The organism is Stagnihabitans tardus, from assembly GCF_009925085.1.
Classification (GTDB): Bacteria; Pseudomonadota; Alphaproteobacteria; order Rhodobacterales; family Rhodobacteraceae; genus Stagnihabitans; species Stagnihabitans tardus.
This window is the reverse complement of sequence record NZ_JAABNR010000007.1, coordinates 135,020-151,620: the sequence shown is the minus strand read 5'-3', so window position 1 is coordinate 151,620 and position 16,601 is coordinate 135,020. Positions and strand designations below refer to the sequence as shown.

Below are 16,601 nucleotides of genomic sequence, written 5' to 3'. Positions count from 1 at the left end.
CGAGGCCCCGGGTCAAGCCCGGGGCGGCGGGGAGAAGGAGGGACCCTGGCTCTGCGAAACCCGGGTCACGGGCTGGTTTTCGGGCTCCGGGCGACCTCGACCTTGATGCCGCGCGCGCGCATGTCCTCGACGCGGGAGGCAGGCAGCGCGTCATCCACGATGACCAGGTCGAATTCGCGCAGATGGCCCATGGAATACAAAGCCCTGCGGTCGAATTTCGAATGGTCGGCCAAAAGGATCCGCATCGACGCGCTGTCGAACATCGCCCTTTTCGTCTCGGCCATCTCGGGGCTTTGGTGAAAGACCATGTCATCGGCAATCGCCGACATCGACAGGAAGACCCTGTCGGCGCGCAGACGCCGGATCTCGGCCGTGGTCATAGGCCCCATGAAAGCGTTGCACCAATTGTGGAACTGCCCGCCAAGCCCCAGGATCGTCACATCGGTCACCGACTTCAGCTCTCCCATCAGGATCAAACTGTTGGTGATCGCGGTCAAAGGCACCCTTGCGGGCAACCAGGGCACCATCTGCAACACGGTCGTGCTGTCGTCGAAAAACACCGCCTGCCCCGGTTCGACATATTGCGCGGCATGGGCCGCAATCGCGCGCTTCTCCGCCGCCTGGCGGGTGGATCGGTAGACGTCGGAGGCCTCGATCAGCGAGGTCGGCGCGGCCGAGACGATCCCCCGCGTCTTGCGCAGAACCCCGCGCGAGACCAGCTCGTCCAGGTCGCGATGCGCGGTCATCAGGGAAATCCCGAAACGTTCGACCAGGTCCTCGATCCGCATGGCGCCTTCGGCCATCACCGCCTCGGCCATCAGCTGGCGGCGCGCCTGCTGGCGGGCGGATCGGCTGTCCGAGGGCAGGTCCTCTTCGGATCTTATGTCGTTCATGGTTTCCTCACTCTTCCCCGGACCATGATGGCCCGGGGAACAGGATTGGCAAGGGGGGGCGGGGAGCGCGCCCCCTCAGAGCCTTTTTCGAACGGGTGCCGCTTATTCCGACAGCGTGAAGGGCGCGGTATACTTGTCCACGTTGTCCTTGGTGATCAGCTTGCAGTCGAAGAGCTGCTTTTCGCTCGCAGCCCCGGTCGAGCCGGTCTTGATGAAGCTGTCGGCCTGCTTGACGGCTTCGGCGGCAAAGACCGCGACGGGCTGCAGGACGGTGTATTCCATCTCGCCCGCGGCAACCGCGGCCACCGCATCGGGCGAACCGTCGAAGCCGCCGACCTTCACATTGCCGAGCTTGCCCGCTTCCTTCAGCGCGGCAATGGCGCCCAGGGCCATCTCGTCATTGCCCGAGATCACGCCGGTGATATCGGGGTTGGCCTGCAGAAGCGACTGCATCTTCTGGTAGCCCTGGGTGCGGTCCCAGTTCGCGACTTCCTTGCCGGCCTGGACCAGGTCCGGATACTGGCCGATGACGGTCGTATAGCCGTTCGAGCGGGTCGCGGCATTGTTGTCGGCCGGGTTGCCGAAGAGCTCGACATAAGAGCCCTTCTCGCCCATCGCCGCCACCCAGGCCTCGGCACCCAGCGCCGCACCTTGGGCGTTGTTCGACACGAGCTGCGCCTTGGCCAGGCCCTCCTGGTTGATTTCGGCATTCACCAGGAAGACCGGGATGCCCGCATCGACGGCCTTCTTGACCGCACCGATGGACCCATCCGCATTGGCCGGGTCGAGGATGATGGCCACCGACTTGTTGGTGATGGCGGTGTCGATCATCTGGGATTCGACGTTGGTATCGCCCTTGTGGGCCGAGAGATTGGCGGTATAGCCCATGGACTCGGCGGTGGCCTTGGCGACATTGCCCTCGGTCAGCCAATAGGGGTTGGCGGGGTCGGTCACGATGATGGTGATGAGCCCCTCGGCCCAGGAAGCGCCCGCCATGAGCGCGGTCGTGGCAGCGGCTGCAAGCAGCATCTTGGTGGTCTTCAACATGTCATTCCTCCGTTGGATGTTGAGTTTCTTCGGGTATTCGGACGGGATCACCGCCCACGCGCCGAGCCATTGCCCAGCGAATTCATCAAGACGGCCAGGACGATGACCGCCCCGGTGAAGACCGTCTGCCAATAGGGCGAGACGCCGACGATCACCAAGCCATCGGCCAGAAAGCCGATGACGAAGGCGCCGAGCATCGTGCCCTGCACCGTGCCGCGCCCGCCCGAAAGGGCCGCGCCGCCGACGACCACCGCCGCGATGGCGGTCAGTTCATAAGAGTTCCCCGCCGTGGGGCCCGCCGAGGTCAGCTGGCTGGACAGAACCAGCCCCGCCACCGCCGCCAGGATGCCCGAGAGCGTGTAGACGGTCAGCAGCACGAAGGTCACCGGCACGCCCGAAAGGTCGGCCGCCCGCGCATTGCCACCCGTCGCATAAAGCCAGCGCCCAAAGGCCGACCGCGCGAGCGTCACGGCAAAGATCACCGCCAGGACGACGAGGACCACGACCGAGATCGGCACGCCCTCGACCCGGTTGAAGCCCAGCCAGTCGAAACCGGTGTTCCCGAGCTCGGGCTTGCCCGCCAGGTTGTTGTAGGTCAGCCCGTTGGTCTGCAAGAGCCCCAGGCCCCGCGCCACATACATGACGCCCAGGGTGGCCACGAAGGCCGGCACCCGGAAGAAGGCCACCAAGACGCCATTGACCGCGCCGATCAGGCCTCCGATGGCCAAGGTCAGGACCACGACGCCCCAGACCGGCATGTAATAGACCGAGGTCCCGAGCTCGATCCCCTGCATCATGGCCCCCGCCATGACCCCGCAGAAAGCGAGGACCGAGCCCACCGAGAGGTCGATCCCGCCGGTCAGGATCACCAGAAGCATCCCGATGGCGAGGATGCCATAGATCGCCACATGGGAGGCCATCACCAGGAAGTTCGAGACGGTGAAGTAATTGGGCGAGAGCCAGGAAAACACCGCCACGATGACGATCAGCGCGAGGAAGGCGCGGGCCTCCAGAAGCAGCCGGGCGACGGAATTGGATTTCTGCGACATGTCTTCCCTCACGCGGCCTTGGCTTCGCCAGATGCGGCCATGATCTCTTCTTTCGTGGTCTCGGGGCCGAACTCGGCCACGATGCGGCCCTTGCGCATGACGATGATGCGATGGGCGATGGAGAGGCATTCCCCGACCTCGGAGGTCGAATAGACCACGGCCAGCCCCTGCCGCGCGCCCTCGGCCAGAAGCCGGAAGACCTCGGCCTTGGCGCCGATGTCGATGCCGCGACTTGGTTCGTCCAGCAGCAGCACTCGGGGGTTGGTCGCCATCATCTTGCCGATGACCACCTTTTGCTGGTTGCCGCCCGACAGCGACCCGATGGGCGCGGCCGGGCCCGATGTCTTGACCGTCACCCGCTTGATCGAGCTGTCGATGATCGCAGCCTCGGCCCTGCGCGAGGTGAAAAGCCCCCGCGTGAAGCTCAGGATCGAGGCCAGCGACAGGTTCTGCCCCACCGACATGGTCTGCACGAGCCCATCGCGCTGACGGTCTTCGGGCACCAGGGCCAGGCCGGTCTCGATGCGTTCCGCAATGGAGAGCGCGCCCATCTCGGCGCCCTCAAGCAGGATCCGCCCCGCCGAGGGGCGAAGCCGCCCGGCGATGGTTTCAAGCAGTTCCGTCCGCCCCGCCCCCATCAGCCCATAGATGCAGACGATCTCGCCCTTGCGCACCGAAAGCGACAGGTTATCGACCAGGTTGAAGCCCGCGCCCGGGAGCGTCAGCCCCTCCACCGTCAGGGCCTCTGCCCCGAAGGTCACCTCCGGCGGGCTCCCGAGGTCATAATTCTCGCCCACCATGTTGCGGACGATCCAGTTCAGGTCTATCTCGGCGCGCGGCGCATAGGCCGTCATCGTGCCATCGCGCAGGACCACCGCGTGATGGGTGATCTGCAGCGCTTCCTCCAGGTGATGCGAGATATAGACGATGGAGACGCCTTTGGCCGTCAGGTCGCGGATCACCTTGAAGAGAACCTCGACCTCCGAGGCCGAAAGCGCAGAGGTGGGCTCGTCCATGATCAGGATGCGGCTGTCGACCGAGAGGGCGCGTGCGATCTCCACGATCTGCTGCTGGCCAAGCCGCAAAGCGCCCACGGGGGTGGCGGGGTCGATGTCCTGCTCCAGCTCCGCCATCAGCGCTTGGGCCTGCCGGGTCTCCTCGGCGAAATCGACGCCCATGGGGCCGCGGATCTCGCGGCCCATGAAGATATTGTCGCGGACGGAGAGATTGGGGGCGAGGCTCAGCTCCTGGTGGATGATCGAGATGCCCCGCGCCCGCGCATGGCTGGCGTTGTCGAAGGTGATGGCTTGGCCGTCCAGAATGATCTCGCCAGAGGTCGGCTGGATGACGCCCGAGAGGATCTTCATCAGCGTGGATTTCCCCGCGCCATTCTCGCCGAAGAGCGTGGTCACCTGCCCCCGGTGAATGTCGAAATTCACCCCTTTCAGCGCGTTGACCGCGCCATAGGACTTGGCGACGTTGCGGGCGGCGAGGACGACGTCTTGGGTCATTTCACCACCAGGGCGGCGGGGGTGATGAACCAGTTCTTCGGATTGCCGCCCATGCGGAAGGCGCCGGTGACTTCGATGGTCTTGCCGGTCAGGTTGGCCGTATCGATCCCGTCCAGCACGGCGGCCTTCATCGCCCGGTTGATGGCGGCGCCCGCGTCCTGATACTCGATCTGGTTCTTGAAGGCGCCGAATTCGATGGTGCCGGGCGCATCGCGCAGGACCGTGTCGTTGATCGCAGGCCCGGTCTGGATGCGCAGCTTGATATCGGCGGGCAGGCCCTCCACCGTCAGGCCATAGATGCCGGATTTGCCGTTGCCCACTGTGGCCGTGAAGCTAACCGCAAAGATCGCCCCGGTGGTCGAAGCGGTCCCGTATTTCGCCACCGCCGCCTTGGGATCGGCCAGGACGGCGGGGGCCAGTTCGGTCGCGGGGACCGCCTTGGCCAGGATCGCCTCGCGGATCGCGGGGAAGGTCTCGGTGCCGTAAGCGTCGGGGTTGAATGCCTGGACGCGGGTGTCATGTTCCGACCCCGTCTCGACCACGGTCGTATCCAGCGCGATCCCCGCCAGCACCGCCACGACGACGCCTGCCACGAGAAGGCGGCGACGGGTCTTGGGTTGAGGCGACGTGGTCATGGGCGGCTCCCGCATTCACGAGGCCTTGGCGCGCAGAAGACGGCGTCAGGCCCAAGGCCCGCTTCCCCGATTCCCCCCTGCCCGCCCGGTTCCTCCTCCGGTCTGGACGAGACAGTGGTATCTTCGTGTTATCTGTAAAGTCAAGTGAGTTATATTTTGCGCCGAGATTCCAGTGGACGCCCCGCAAAGACTTCTGGGCGAGTCGTCCCAGGACCCCCGCCCCGCGCACGAAGCAAAAGCCGGGACGCCGCTGGAAAAACTCCCGAAAGACGGGCGATTCCGACGAGAAAGACCTGCAAAACCTGAGATTTCCGCCCGAGAGCCGCCAAGGCGGGCAAGGCGCGACCCAAAGGGGGCAAGCCCCCGGCGCGCCGGGGCAAGACCCCTCACCGGGATTGACCTTGTCGAGTTTAGCTGAAATAAATCGCGATGTCCGTAAAGAATTTCATTTCTCATGTTATCTTTGTGGTGATAAAAGGCACGAGACCAAGGGGGGAGCCATGGCAGAGACAGAGTTGGTGATCGGCATCGACGCCGGGACCTCGGTCCTGAAGGCCGTGGCCTTCGACCTTGCGGGCAACCAAGTCGCGGTCTCCGCGATTCCCAACCGCTATGACGTGGGCGCGGGGGGCGCCGTCACGCAGGACATGGTCCGCACCTGGGAGGATTGCGCCGCGGCGCTGCGGGCGCTTGGCGCGCAGGTTCCGGGGCTCGCCGCCCGCACGGCCGCCCTGTCGGTGACGGCGCAGGGCGACGGGACCTGGCTTGTGGGCCGCGATGGGCCCGTGGCCCCGGCCTGGCTCTGGCTCGACGCCCGCGCCGCGCCGACGGTGGATCGCCTGTCGGGGAACCGCAGGCGCTTCGAGACCACGGGCACCGGGCTCAACACCTGCCAGATGGGCGCGCAGATGGCCCATATGGACCGCTTTCACCCCGACCTCCTGAACCGGGCCGAGGTCGCCTTGCATTGCAAGGACTGGCTTTATCTGAACCTGACCGGGGTGCGCGCCACCGACCCCTCCGAGGCGGGCTTCACCTTTGCCGATTTCCGCACCAGGGCCTATGACGACGGCGTCATCGCGGCGCTTGGGCTTTCGCATCGCCGCGCCCTCCTGCCGCCGATCCTGGACGGCAGCCAGGAAACCCATCCAATGACGCCCGAGGCCGCCGCCCTCACGGGCCTGCGCCCGGGCACGCCCGTCTCCTTGGCCTATGTCGACATGGCGATGACGGCCTTGGGCGCCGGGGTCTACGGCGGAGGCGAGAATGTCGCCTGCTCGACCGTGGGGTCCACCGGCGTCCATATGCGCGCGGTCCGGGCCGAGGATGTCCACCTGAACGCCGAGGGCACGGGCTATGTCATCGCCCTGCCCATTCCCGGCATCGTCACCCAGGTCCAGACGAACATGGCCGCCACGCTGAACCTCGATTGGGTTCTGAACATGGGGGCCGGGCTTCTGACGGACATGGGCCATCCCGCCAGCCACCGTGACCTCGTGGGCCATATCGAGAGGTGGCTGGCGGCGACGGAGCCGGGGCAGATCGTTTACCTGCCCTATATCTCCGAGGCCGGAGAGCGCGGGCCTTTCGTTTCGGCCAAGGCGCGGGCGGGCTTCGTGGGACTGACGCAGAGCCACGGCTACCCCGACCTGGTGCGGGCGGTGGTCGAGGGGCTGGGGATGGCGCTGCGCGATTGCTATGCCGCCATGGGCCCCCTGCCTTCCGAGCTGCGCCTGACAGGCGGCGCGGCACGGTCCCGGGGCTTGCGGGCGGTGCTGTCGGCCTGCGCCCATGCGCCGGTCCGGGTCTCGGCCCGCGAGGAGGCTGGCGCGGCGGGGGCTGCGATGATGGCCGCCGTGGCGATCGGGGCCTATCCCTCGATGGAGGCCTGCATCGCCGACTGGGTGACGCCGCTTCTGGGCGCGCCCGAGGCGCCGGATGCGGGGCTGATTTCAACCTATGATGGGCTCTTCAAGGCCTATGGCGCCGCGCGCCGGGGGCTCGTGCCCGCCTGGGACGCGCTGAGCGCAAGGGAGTAAGCGATGCTGGACCTGTTCGTCATCGGTGGCGGGATCAATGGCGCGGGGATCGCCCGGGACGCCGCGGGGCGGGGGCTCAAGGTCGCCCTGGCCGAGAAGGACGACCTTGCACAGGGCACCTCTTCCCGTTCGGGGAAGCTGGTCCATGGCGGGCTGCGCTACCTGGAATATTACGAATTCCGGCTGGTGCGTGAGGCCCTGATCGAGCGGGAAATCCTTCTCGCCGCCGCCCCCCATATCATCTGGCCCATGCGCTTTGTCCTGCCGCATTCGCCGCAGGACCGGCCGGCCTGGCTCGTGCGGCTGGGGCTGTTTCTCTATGACCACCTGGGCGGCCGCAAGAAGCTGCCCGGGACGCGGACCCTTGACCTGCGCCGCGCCCCCGAGGGGGCGGCGGTGCTGCCCGCCTATACCAAGGGTTTCGAATACTCCGACTGCTGGGTGGATGACGCCCGGCTCGTGGTGCTGAACGCGCTTGGGGCGGCGGAAAAGGGCGCCGAGGTGCTGACCCGGTCGGCGGTCACTTCGGCCCGGCGCGAGGATGGCGCCTGGACCATCGTGACCAAGGGTCCCCATGGCGAGCGGACCCACCGCGCCAAATGCATCGTCAATGCAGCGGGGCCCTGGGTTTCGGATATCATCGGGCGGGTGGCGGGGTCGAACTCCTCGCGGGGTGTCCGCTTGGTCAAGGGCTCGCATATCATCGTCAAGAAGTGGTGGGAGGGGCAGAATGCTTACCTCGTGCAGAACCACGACAAGCGCGTGATCTTCATCAACCCCTATGAGGGCGACATGGCCCTGATCGGCACGACCGATATCCCCTGGGAGGGCCGGGCCGAGGACGTGGCCATCGCCGAGACCGAGGTCGATTACCTGCTGAAGGCGGTAAACCGCTATTTCAAGGAAAAGCTGCGGCCCTCGGATGTGCTGCACAGCTTCTCGGGGGTCCGGCCGCTCTTCGACGACGGCAAGGGCAATCCCTCGGCGGTGACGCGGGACTATGTCTTCGACCTCGACGAGACCGGCGGCGTGCCGATGCTGAATGTCTTCGGCGGCAAGATCACCACCTTCCGGGAGCTGGCCGAACGGGGGCTTCACCGGTTGAAGGGGGTCTTTCCCCAGATGGGGCCGGATTGGACGGCCAGGGCCCCCCTGCCCGGCGGCGAGATGCCGGGGGCGGATTTCGAGAGCTTCATCAACACCTTGCGCGACGAGTTTCCCAAGGTCGACCGCGCGCTGATCCTGCACCTGGCGCGGCGCTATGGCACCAGGACGCGGGAGATCCTGGGGGCGCCCCTGGGCCGTCACTTCGGCGGCCAGCTCTACGAGGCCGAGGCGCGCTACCTTGTGGCCCGCGAATGGGCCATGACGGCCGAGGATGTCCTGACGCGCCGCACCAAGCATTACCTGCACTTGACCGAGGCCGAAAAGGTCGCTTTCTCGGACTGGTTCGCCCAAACCTTCCAAGAGGTCGCCTGATGGCCCTGACCCTGTCCTTGAACACCAATCCCCTGGTGAACCGCTTTGCCGACCCGGATGACCTGGTCGAGACTGTGGCGCGCGACCTGCGCCTGCGCGACCTGCAGCTGACCCATGAGTTCATCAACCCCTCTTGGCCCGCCCCGGTGATCCGGCGGCTGACGCGGCAGATGGGGGCGGCGCTGGGGCGCACCGGGGTCAGGGTGACAAGCGGGATGACGGGGCCTTACGGGCGGCTCAACCATTTCGGCCACCCGGACCCGGAGGTGCGGCGGTATTATATCGACTGGTTCAAGACCTTTGCCGATATCATCGGCGAGTTGGGCGGCACCTCGGTCGGCACGCAATTCGCGATTCTGACCTACCGCGATTACGACGACGCCGCGCGCCGGGAAGACCTGGTCCGCATCGCCATCGACGCCTGGGCGGAGGTGGCGGAACATGGTCGCGCGGCGGGGCTTACCCATGTCTTCTGGGAGCCGATGAGCATCGGCCGTGAGTTCGGCGAGACGATTGCGGCCGCCCTGGCCCTGCAGGCGCGGCTGACCTCCGCCGATATGGCCATCCCGATGTGGATGATGGCCGATATCGACCATGGCGATGTGACGAGCCCCAATCCGGAGGACCTCGACCCCTATGCCTGGGCGCGGGCGGTGCCGAAGGTCTCTCCGATCATCCATATCAAGCAGAGCCTGTTGGACAAGGGCGGTCACCGGCCCTTTACGGCGGAGTTCAACGCCAAGGGGCGGGTGCAGCCCGAGCCTCTGTTGCAGGCCCTGGCCGAGGGGGGGGCGCAGGACAACGAGATCTGCCTCGAGCTCTCGTTCAAGGAGCGCGAGCCCAATGACCGCCAGGTCATCCCCCAGATCGCCGAAAGCATTGCCTTCTGGGCGCCCTTCATCGACACAGGCGCGAGGGACTTGAAGATATGATGCCCTTTGCCTTCGCCACGTCCACCGAGATCCGCTTTGGCCGGGGCGAGGCTTTGCGCGCCGTGCCGGAGCTGGCCTCCTGGGGGCGGCTGATGGTCGTGCATGGCGCCGGGGCCTTGGCGCGGGGGGGAAGCGTGGCTCGGGCCATCGAGGCCCTGCGCCCCGCGCTGCCGGTCGCCATATCGGAAGAGCCGGAGCTGGCGGTGATCGAGGCCTGGGTCGCGCGGGCCCGGGAGGCCGGGATCGAGGCGGTGGTGGCCATCGGTGGCGGGGCGGTGATCGATGCTGGAAAAGCGCTGGCTGCCCTGATCCCCGCGCCCTCGGGCGCCCTGCGCCACCTGGAGGTCGTAGGCGAGGGCCGCCCGCTGGAGGCCGCTCCCCTGCCCTTTGCCGCCATCCCCACCACGGCGGGCACGGGGGAGGTGACGCGCAATGCGGTGATCCAGGTGGCCTCGGCGCGGCGCAAGGTCTCGCTTCGCGATGCGCGGATGCTGCCGCGGCTGGCCGTGGTGGATCCGGGCTTGACGGATGGCTGTCCCAGGGGGGTGACGCTCGCCTCGGGCCTCGATGCGATCACGCAGGTCATCGAGCCCTTCGTTTCCACCCGCGCCAATCCCCTGACCGATGCGCTTTGCCGTGACGCCATCCCGCGCGGTCTTTTGGCGCTGCGACGGCTGATGGAGGCCGAGGACCCTGGGGCCCGCGACGAGATGGCCTTTGTCTCGCTCTGTGGCGGGCTGGCCCTGGCCAATGCCGGGCTGGGGGTGGTCCATGGGCTGGCGGGGCCACTTGGGGGCCTCTCGGGCGCGGCGCATGGCGCGATCTGCGGGGCGCTTCTGGTGCCGGGGCTTGCGATGAACGCCGCAAGGGCCGCGACCGACCGGCTGACGCAGGTCAAGGCCATGATCGCAAGCTGCCACCCCGGCGGGCTGGATGCCTGGGCGCGGGCCCAGGGGCTTCGGGGCCTCGATGCGCTTGGCATCACGGAGGAGATGCGGGAGATGGCGGCGGAGATGGCCGCGACCTCCTCCTCGATGAAGGCCAACCCCGTGGCGCTGTCGCGTGAGGACCTGCTTGCCCTGATGGAGGGCGCGCGCTGATGGCCCAGCGTCCCGACCCCGAACAGGACCTCTCGATCCGCGCCGCCTGGCTGCATTACGTCGGCGGCCTGACCCAGGCCGAGGTCGCAAGGCGCCTGCAAGTGCCCTCGGTCAAGGCCCATCGCCTGATCGCCCGCGCCGTGGCCGAGGGCGTGGTCCGGGTCTCGATCACCGGCAAGGCTGCGGATTGCGCGAGCCTGGAGGCGGCGCTTTGCGCCCGCTTTGGCCTGACGACCTGCGAAGTGGCCCCCGACCTTGGCGAAACCGACCTGCCGCTGCGGGCTTTGGGCCAGGCCGGGGCGGATTACCTGCGCCGCGCCATCGAATCGGGCGCCCACCAGGTCATCGGCCTCTCCCACGGCCGCACGCTCCTGGCCGCTGTCCGCCAACTGCCGCGCACCGAGGCGCCGGGGCTGCGCTTCGTCTCGCTGCTGGGCGGGCTCACGCGGTCCTATGCCGCCAACCCGCATGACGTCATGTACCGGATCGCCGAGACCTGCGGCGCCCAGGCCCATATCCTGCCCGTGCCCTTCTATGCCAATTCGGTCGAGGACCGCGCGGTCCTCCTGAGCCAACCCGGGGTCGCCGACCTCTTCGCCCTGACCGAGGAAGCGAGCCTGAAACTGGTGGGCGTGGGCACGGTGGAACGCGATGCGCAGCTGGTGACCTCGGGGATGATCGGCGCCGGAGAGCTGGCTGCGATCCGGGCCGAGGGCGGCGTGGCCGAGATGCTGGGCCATTTCTTCGACGAGCACGGCCATGTGCTGACCACGGCCCTTACCCGGCGCACGCTCGCCACCACGCTCGATGCCCCGCGCCAAAGCCGCATCGTCGCCATCGCCGGCGGCCCCGGCAAGACGGGGGCGCTGAGGGCGATCCTCTCCAGCGGGCGGCTCATGGGGCTGATCACCGACGAGACCACGGCCCGCGCCCTTCTGGCGCCCCCGACATGACCTGTTTCTCAGGACCCCCACTCTCTGGAAGACGAACATGACATTCTGGATCGGCACCAGCTGGAAGATGAACAAGACCCTGGCCGAGGCGCGGGCCTTCGCCGAGGGGCTTCTGGCCACCGAGGCCAGCCGCGACCCCCGCCTGCAGCGCTTCGTCATCCCGCCCTTTACCGCCGTCCGCGAGGTCAAGGCGATGCTGGCGGCGACCTCCGTCAAGGTCGGTGCGCAGAACATGCATTGGGAGGATCAGGGCGCCTGGACCGGGGAAATCAGCCCTTTGATGCTGAAGGATTGCGGGCTCGACCTCGTGGAGCTTGGCCATTCCGAACGCCGCGCGCATTTCGGCGAGACGGATGAGGCGGTGGGCCTGAAAGCCGCCGCCGCCGTGCGTCACGGGCTGATCCCGCTGATCTGCATCGGCGAGACGCTGGAGGAGCGCGAGGCGGGCCGGGCGGCGGAGGTCCTGGCCCATCAGACCCGCATGGCCCTGGCGGATGTGGGCGCGGCCCCGGTGCTTCTGGCCTATGAGCCGGTCTGGGCCATCGGCGCGGGCGGCATCCCCGCCTCGGCCGGTTACGCCGATGCCCGCCAGGCCGAGATCATCGCGGTGGCCCATGAGGTCACCGGGCGGCGCATTCCCTGCCTTTATGGCGGCTCGGTCAACCCCGGCAATTGCGCGGAACTCATCGCCTGCCCCCATGTGGACGGGCTCTTCATCGGGCGCTCGGCCTGGGATGTCGCGGGTTACCTCGACATCCTGGCCCGCGTCTCGGACCAACTTGGAAAGGATACCCCATGAAACTTGCCATCGCAGGCGACAGCGCCGGAGAGGGTCTGGCGAAACTCCTGGCCGATCACCTGAAGGGCGCGCATGAGGTCCATGAGATTTCGCGCCAGGAGGGCCAGGCCGATCCCTTCTATGCCAATCTCTCGGAGCGGGTGGCCTCGGGCGTGCTGGACGGGACCTATGACCGCGCGATCCTCGTTTGCGGCACGGGGATCGGCGTCTGCATCAGCGCCAACAAGGTTCCGGGCATCCGCGCCGCGCTGACACATGACACTTATTCGGCCACCCGCGCGGCGCTTTCCAACGACGCGCAGATCATTACCATGGGGGCGCGGGTCATCGGGTCGGAACTCGCCAAAGCCATCGCCGAAGCCTGGCTGGCCGAGACGCTGAACTTCGACAAGGCGGGCAAGTCGGCGGGCAATGTCGCGGCGATGAACGCCATCGACGCGAAGTACAAGGCCTGAAGCAGGTCGCGCAAAACGGGGAACCGGTTTTGCGCAAAGAACGTGCGGGGAAAAGCTCTAGTAAGGGCAGGCCACGAGGGCCGCTCCGCGCGGGGCGAGTTCCGGACGGGTGGTCCGGCACTCGGGCCTTGCGCGGTCGCAGCGGCTGGCGAAGACGCAGCCCGGCGGCGGGGCATGGACCGAGGGAAGTTCGCCCTGCAAAGCCTTGCCACGCCTTGATCTTTCGGCCAAGGGGTCGGGCTCTGGCACGGCCTGGCGCAGGGCCTGCGAATAGGGGTGCTGGGGGGAGAGGTGGAAGGCCTCCGCCGGGGCCTGTTCGACGACGCGGCCCAGGCACATGACCATGACCTCATCGGCCATCTGCCGCACCACGGCGAGGTTGTGGCTGATGAAGACCAGCGCCAGGCCCAGGTCCTCTTGCAGGTCCAGAAGCAGGTTCACCACCTGGGCCTGGATCGAGACATCGAGCGCGCTGACCGGTTCGTCGCAGATGATCACCTCGGGCCTGGCAATGAGCGCCCGGGCGATGCCCACCCGTTGCGCCTGGCCGCCGGAGAGTTCGTGCGGATAGCGGGCCAGGTAATCGGCTGAGAGGCCAGTGCGTTGCAGGACCTCGGCGGCGCGGTCGCGGGACTCGGCGCGGGTGATGCCCGGTTCAAAGGTCGCCAGGGGACGGGTCAGGCTTTTCAGCACCGTCATCCGGGGGTCCAAGGCCGCGATCGGGTCCTGGAAGATGATCTGCCGTTTCGCACGGGCCTTCCGCAGCGTCTCGGGCGCCATCTGCGCCGGGTTCTCGCCCGCCCAAAGGACCTCTCCCTTGGCGGCGGGGAGAAGGTGCAACAGCGCCCGCCCCAGGGTCGATTTCCCGCAACCACTTTCGCCGACGATACCCAGCGTCTTGCCGCGTTCCAGCCGGAAGGAGACGTCATGCACCACGGTCAGGGGCGCGGGCCGCGAGATCAACCCGCGCGGGAGGGGATAGGCCACGGAGAGGTTGCGCGCCTCGAGGATCATCGGGTCACCTCGCGGCAGGCGATGCCCTCGATGAGTTGCGGGGTTTCCTTGCGGCAGCGGTCGGTGACAAGGGCGCAGCGCGGGGCGAAGGGGCAGCCGGGCAGGCTTGCGGCGCCCGCGCGGGGGGTGCCGGGGATCGTGGTCATGCGGGGGGCGAGGGGGGCCTCCATCCGGGGCGTGGCCGCGAGGAGGCCTTGGGAATAGGGATGGCGGGGGGCTTCGAAGAGCGCCTCGGCCCCGGCTTCCTCCATCACCCGGCCTCCGTAAAGGACGGTGACGCGGTCGCAAAGGCGGGCCACGACGCCGAGGTCATGGGTGACGATCAGGATGGCGGTCTGGGTCTCGGCGGCGAGTTCGCCCAGGAGATCAAGGATCTGCGCCTGGATCGTGACATCCAGCGCGGTCGTGGGCTCATCGGCTAGGAGGAGGTCGGGTTCGGCCAAAAGCGCCATGGCGATCATCACCCTTTGGCGCATCCCGCCCGAGAATTCATGCGGATAGCGGCGCGCCCGGGCGGCGGCATCGGGGATTTTCACCCGCTCAAGCATGGCCACCGCGCGCTCCCAGGCCTGCGCCTTCGGCAGGTGGAACAGGACCTCGGCCAACTGGTCGCCGACGCGCTGATAGGGGTTGAGGGCGGTCATCGGGTCCTGGAAGATCATCGCGATCCGCTTGCCGCGCAGCAGGTCCAAAGCGCGCGGCGCCATCGTCAACAGGTCCTGCCCCTGGAACAAAGCCTGCCCCCCTGCCCGCCCGTTCTCGGCCAAGAGCCCCATCAGCGCGTAAAGCACCTGGGATTTCCCCGAGCCGCTTTCGCCCACCAGCCCCATGACCTGCCCCTTGGCGATAGACAGGCTGACCCCATCCACCGCCCGGACCATGCGGCCCTCGACCCGGAAATCGACCGTCAAGCCCTTGATCTCCAGCATCTAAAGCCGCTCCTTGGGGTCGAAGGCATCTCGCAGCCCATCGGCGATGAAGTTCAGGCTGAAGAGCACCAGGGCCAAAAGCCCTCCCGGCAGGGCAAGGAGGCGCAGGTCGGTCTCCATCTGCGCGGTCCCCGCCTCGATCAGGTTGCCCCAGGAGGCCTGGGGCTCCTTGATGCCGATGCCGAGGAAGGAGAGGAAGCTTTCCGAGAGGATCACTTCGGGGACCAGAAGCGAGCCATAGACCAGGACCAGAACCATGGTGTTGGGGACGATATGTTGCAGGACGATGGCGGTGTTGGTCATGCCGCCGGCCCGCGCGGCCTCGATGAACTCGCGGCGGGCGAGGGATTGCGCCTGGGCGCGGACGATGGTGGCGGGGGTGAGCCAGAGGGTGAAGACGATGGCGGCAAAGAGCGCGATATTGCCGCCGCCGAGGAGCATCGACAGAAGGACCACGAGGATGACGTAAGGAAAGCCGTAAAGCACCTCGACCGCGGCCATCATCAGCCGGTCAAGCCTGCCGCCCGCAAAGCCCGCCACCGCGCCGTAAAGCGTGCCGATGACGCCTGCGGCCAGCGCGCCGAGGAAGCCGATGGTCAAGGAGACCTGGCCGCCCTCCATCACCCGGACCAGCAGGTCGCGGCCGAAGTCGTCGGTGCCGAAAGGGTGGGCGGAGAACAGGTCGATCGGGGCGGAGATATTGTCGAAATCGCTGTCCTCTCCGGTGAAGGGGAAGAAGAGCGGGCCGAGGAAACAGAGCGCCACGATCAGGGCCAGAAGGAGGGTGCAGGCCACGGCCATGCGGTTCTTCAGGAAGCGCGCGAGGGCGAGGCGGAAGGGGGACCTAGCCATGACGCAGCCTCGGGTCCATCCAGGCGCGGGTGATGTCGGTCAGGATGTTGAACAGGATGAGGAAACCGCCGTAAAGGAGCGTGATGCCCATGACCAGCGGGTAATCGCGGTTGAGCGCCGCATCGACGAAATGCCGCCCCACGCCCGGCAGCGCGAAGATCGTCTCGATCAGGATCGACCCGGTGATCAGCCCCGCCGTGGCCGGGCCGAGATAGGCGACCACGGGCAAAAGCGCTCCGTTCAGCGCATGGGCCCGCAACACGCGCCATGGTCCGATGCCCTTGGCGCGCGCGGTGCGGATATGGGGCTCGCGCAGGGATTCGATCAGCGAGGACCGCGTCAGGCGCGAGATATAGGCGACGTTTGGCAGGGCCAGGATCAGGACCGGCAGGATCAGCGACCGGATGCCGTCGTTCCAGCCCGAGACCGGGAGAAGCCCGAGGTGCAAGGAGAAATACAGTTGCGCGAGCGGCCCGAGGATAAAGATCGGCACCGCGATCCCCATGACGCCGAAGGCCCCGGTCGCCCAGTCCACCGGGCCATTTCGGCGCAGGGCCCCGGCCATGCCGAGGCTGATCCCGAGGGCGGCCGCCACCAGGATCGCCCAGAAGCCCAAGGTCAGCGAATAGGGCAGGCCCGAGCCGATCAGGTCATTCACCGAGTAATCGCGAAACCGCAAGGAGGGCCCAAGGTCGCCCTGCACGAGCCCCCCCAGGTAGCGCAGGAACTGGCGCCAGACGGGCTCATCGAGGTGAAAGGCCGCCTCGATATTGGCCTGAACCTCGGGGGAGATCTTGCGGTTCTTCGAAAACGGCCCTCCCGGCACCAGCCGCATCACGAAAAAGGTCAGCGTGATCAGCGCCGCAAGGGTCCAGAGCCCCGACCAGAGCCTTTTGGCCACGAAGGAGATCATG

Annotated in this window: 16 protein-coding genes; 7 read left to right on the top strand and 9 right to left on the bottom strand. The window is 67.3% G+C overall.

Annotated elements, in window-relative coordinates:
* Positions 1-65 precede the first annotated feature (65 nt).
* The 5 genes from GV832_RS09330 to GV832_RS09310 form a co-directional block, all read right to left on the bottom strand.
* Entirely contained in the window at positions 66-893 is an 828-nt protein-coding gene (locus GV832_RS09330; protein WP_168774583.1) for a DeoR/GlpR family DNA-binding transcription regulator, read from the bottom strand.
* A gap of 102 nt (positions 894-995) precedes the next feature.
* Positions 996-1,940 carry a D-ribose ABC transporter substrate-binding protein gene (locus tag GV832_RS09325; RefSeq protein WP_168774582.1) on the bottom strand — a complete coding sequence of 315 codons (945 nt, stop codon included), beginning with the start codon at positions 1,938-1,940 and terminating at the stop codon, positions 996-998.
* Between the two features lie 47 nt (positions 1,941-1,987).
* Complete coding sequence (locus tag GV832_RS09320) at positions 1,988-2,989, bottom strand: ABC transporter permease (RefSeq protein ID WP_168774581.1); 1,002 nt, start codon at positions 2,987-2,989, stop codon at positions 1,988-1,990.
* An 8-nt stretch (positions 2,990-2,997) separates the two neighbouring features.
* Positions 2,998-4,500 carry a sugar ABC transporter ATP-binding protein gene (locus GV832_RS09315; protein WP_168774580.1) on the bottom strand — a complete coding sequence of 501 codons (1,503 nt, stop codon included), beginning with the start codon at positions 4,498-4,500 and terminating at the stop codon, positions 2,998-3,000.
* Positions 4,497-5,135 carry a DUF2291 family protein gene (locus tag GV832_RS09310; RefSeq protein ID WP_168774579.1) on the bottom strand — a complete coding sequence of 213 codons (639 nt, stop codon included), beginning with the start codon at positions 5,133-5,135 and terminating at the stop codon, positions 4,497-4,499. Before GV832_RS09310 ends, GV832_RS09315 begins: the two co-directional genes overlap by 4 nt.
* Before the next feature lie 500 nt (positions 5,136-5,635).
* Here GV832_RS09310 and GV832_RS09305 point away from each other — a divergent pair, with 500 nt between their 5' ends.
* Genes GV832_RS09305 through GV832_RS09275 form a run of 7 tightly spaced genes read left to right on the top strand, consistent with a single transcriptional unit; the run spans position 5,636 to position 12,892 of the window.
* Positions 5,636-7,174: an FGGY-family carbohydrate kinase gene (locus tag GV832_RS09305; protein ID WP_168774578.1), complete on the top strand. Its 1,539-nt coding sequence runs from the start codon at positions 5,636-5,638 to the stop codon at positions 7,172-7,174.
* A 3-nt stretch (positions 7,175-7,177) separates the two neighbouring features.
* Positions 7,178-8,653: a glycerol-3-phosphate dehydrogenase gene (locus tag GV832_RS09300; RefSeq protein ID WP_168774577.1), complete on the top strand. Its 1,476-nt coding sequence runs from the start codon at positions 7,178-7,180 to the stop codon at positions 8,651-8,653.
* Positions 8,653-9,585 carry a TIM barrel protein gene (locus tag GV832_RS09295; protein ID WP_168774576.1) on the top strand — a complete coding sequence of 311 codons (933 nt, stop codon included), beginning with the start codon at positions 8,653-8,655 and terminating at the stop codon, positions 9,583-9,585. Before GV832_RS09300 ends, GV832_RS09295 begins: the two co-directional genes overlap by 1 nt.
* Positions 9,582-10,685: an iron-containing alcohol dehydrogenase gene (locus tag GV832_RS09290; protein WP_168774575.1), complete on the top strand. Its 1,104-nt coding sequence runs from the start codon at positions 9,582-9,584 to the stop codon at positions 10,683-10,685. The genes GV832_RS09295 and GV832_RS09290 overlap by 4 nt, the downstream gene beginning before the upstream one ends.
* Entirely contained in the window at positions 10,685-11,638 is a 954-nt protein-coding gene (locus GV832_RS09285; RefSeq protein ID WP_168774574.1) for a sugar-binding transcriptional regulator, read from the top strand. The genes GV832_RS09290 and GV832_RS09285 overlap by 1 nt, the downstream gene beginning before the upstream one ends.
* Positions 11,639-11,675: 37 nt before the next feature.
* Positions 11,676-12,437, top strand: coding sequence for a triose-phosphate isomerase (locus tag GV832_RS09280; protein ID WP_168774573.1), 762 nt, complete (start codon positions 11,676-11,678; stop codon positions 12,435-12,437).
* Positions 12,434-12,892, top strand: a complete 459-nt coding sequence (locus GV832_RS09275) for an RpiB/LacA/LacB family sugar-phosphate isomerase (RefSeq protein ID WP_168774572.1) — start codon at positions 12,434-12,436, stop codon at positions 12,890-12,892. The genes GV832_RS09280 and GV832_RS09275 overlap by 4 nt, the downstream gene beginning before the upstream one ends.
* A 57-nt stretch (positions 12,893-12,949) precedes the next feature.
* Here the strand turns inward: GV832_RS09275 and GV832_RS09270 are convergent, their stop codons facing one another.
* From GV832_RS09270 to GV832_RS09255, 4 genes are read right to left on the bottom strand one after another with little or no spacing between them, the layout of a single operon-like run.
* Positions 12,950-13,906 (bottom strand): ABC transporter ATP-binding protein, encoded by a 957-nt coding sequence (locus GV832_RS09270; protein WP_168774571.1) that lies wholly within the window; start codon positions 13,904-13,906, stop codon positions 12,950-12,952.
* Positions 13,903-14,835, bottom strand: a complete 933-nt coding sequence (locus GV832_RS09265) for an ABC transporter ATP-binding protein (RefSeq protein WP_168774570.1) — start codon at positions 14,833-14,835, stop codon at positions 13,903-13,905. The genes GV832_RS09270 and GV832_RS09265 overlap by 4 nt, the downstream gene beginning before the upstream one ends.
* Complete coding sequence (locus tag GV832_RS09260; RefSeq protein WP_168774569.1) at positions 14,836-15,687, bottom strand: ABC transporter permease; 852 nt, start codon at positions 15,685-15,687, stop codon at positions 14,836-14,838.
* The gene (locus tag GV832_RS09255; RefSeq protein WP_168774568.1) at positions 15,680-16,600 is read right to left on the bottom strand and encodes an ABC transporter permease; all 921 of its coding nucleotides are present in this window, start codon (positions 16,598-16,600) and stop codon (positions 15,680-15,682) included. Before GV832_RS09255 ends, GV832_RS09260 begins: the two co-directional genes overlap by 8 nt.
* Position 16,601: the final 1 nt, after the last annotated feature.

Excerpts from the sequence above, each read along its gene's own strand:
- GV832_RS09330 (WP_168774583.1), bottom strand. The coding sequence starts at position 893 with ATGAACGACATAAGATCCGAAGAGGACCTGCCCTCGGACAGCCGATCC.
- GV832_RS09325 (WP_168774582.1), bottom strand. The coding sequence starts at position 1,940 with ATGTTGAAGACCACCAAGATGCTGCTTGCAGCCGCTGCCACGACCGCG.
- GV832_RS09320 (WP_168774581.1), bottom strand. The coding sequence starts at position 2,989 with ATGTCGCAGAAATCCAATTCCGTCGCCCGGCTGCTTCTGGAGGCCCGC.
- GV832_RS09315 (WP_168774580.1), bottom strand. The coding sequence starts at position 4,500 with ATGACCCAAGACGTCGTCCTCGCCGCCCGCAACGTCGCCAAGTCCTAT.
- GV832_RS09310 (WP_168774579.1), bottom strand. The coding sequence starts at position 5,135 with ATGACCACGTCGCCTCAACCCAAGACCCGTCGCCGCCTTCTCGTGGCA.
- GV832_RS09305 (WP_168774578.1), top strand. The coding sequence starts at position 5,636 with ATGGCAGAGACAGAGTTGGTGATCGGCATCGACGCCGGGACCTCGGTC.
- GV832_RS09300 (WP_168774577.1), top strand. The coding sequence starts at position 7,178 with ATGCTGGACCTGTTCGTCATCGGTGGCGGGATCAATGGCGCGGGGATC.
- GV832_RS09295 (WP_168774576.1), top strand. The coding sequence starts at position 8,653 with ATGGCCCTGACCCTGTCCTTGAACACCAATCCCCTGGTGAACCGCTTT.
- GV832_RS09290 (WP_168774575.1), top strand. The coding sequence starts at position 9,582 with ATGATGCCCTTTGCCTTCGCCACGTCCACCGAGATCCGCTTTGGCCGG.
- GV832_RS09285 (WP_168774574.1), top strand. The coding sequence starts at position 10,685 with ATGGCCCAGCGTCCCGACCCCGAACAGGACCTCTCGATCCGCGCCGCC.
- GV832_RS09280 (WP_168774573.1), top strand. The coding sequence starts at position 11,676 with ATGACATTCTGGATCGGCACCAGCTGGAAGATGAACAAGACCCTGGCC.
- GV832_RS09275 (WP_168774572.1), top strand. The coding sequence starts at position 12,434 with ATGAAACTTGCCATCGCAGGCGACAGCGCCGGAGAGGGTCTGGCGAAA.
- GV832_RS09270 (WP_168774571.1), bottom strand. The coding sequence starts at position 13,906 with ATGATCCTCGAGGCGCGCAACCTCTCCGTGGCCTATCCCCTCCCGCGC.
- GV832_RS09265 (WP_168774570.1), bottom strand. The coding sequence starts at position 14,835 with ATGCTGGAGATCAAGGGCTTGACGGTCGATTTCCGGGTCGAGGGCCGC.
- GV832_RS09260 (WP_168774569.1), bottom strand. The coding sequence starts at position 15,687 with ATGGCTAGGTCCCCCTTCCGCCTCGCCCTCGCGCGCTTCCTGAAGAAC.
- GV832_RS09255 (WP_168774568.1), bottom strand. The coding sequence starts at position 16,600 with ATGATCTCCTTCGTGGCCAAAAGGCTCTGGTCGGGGCTCTGGACCCTT.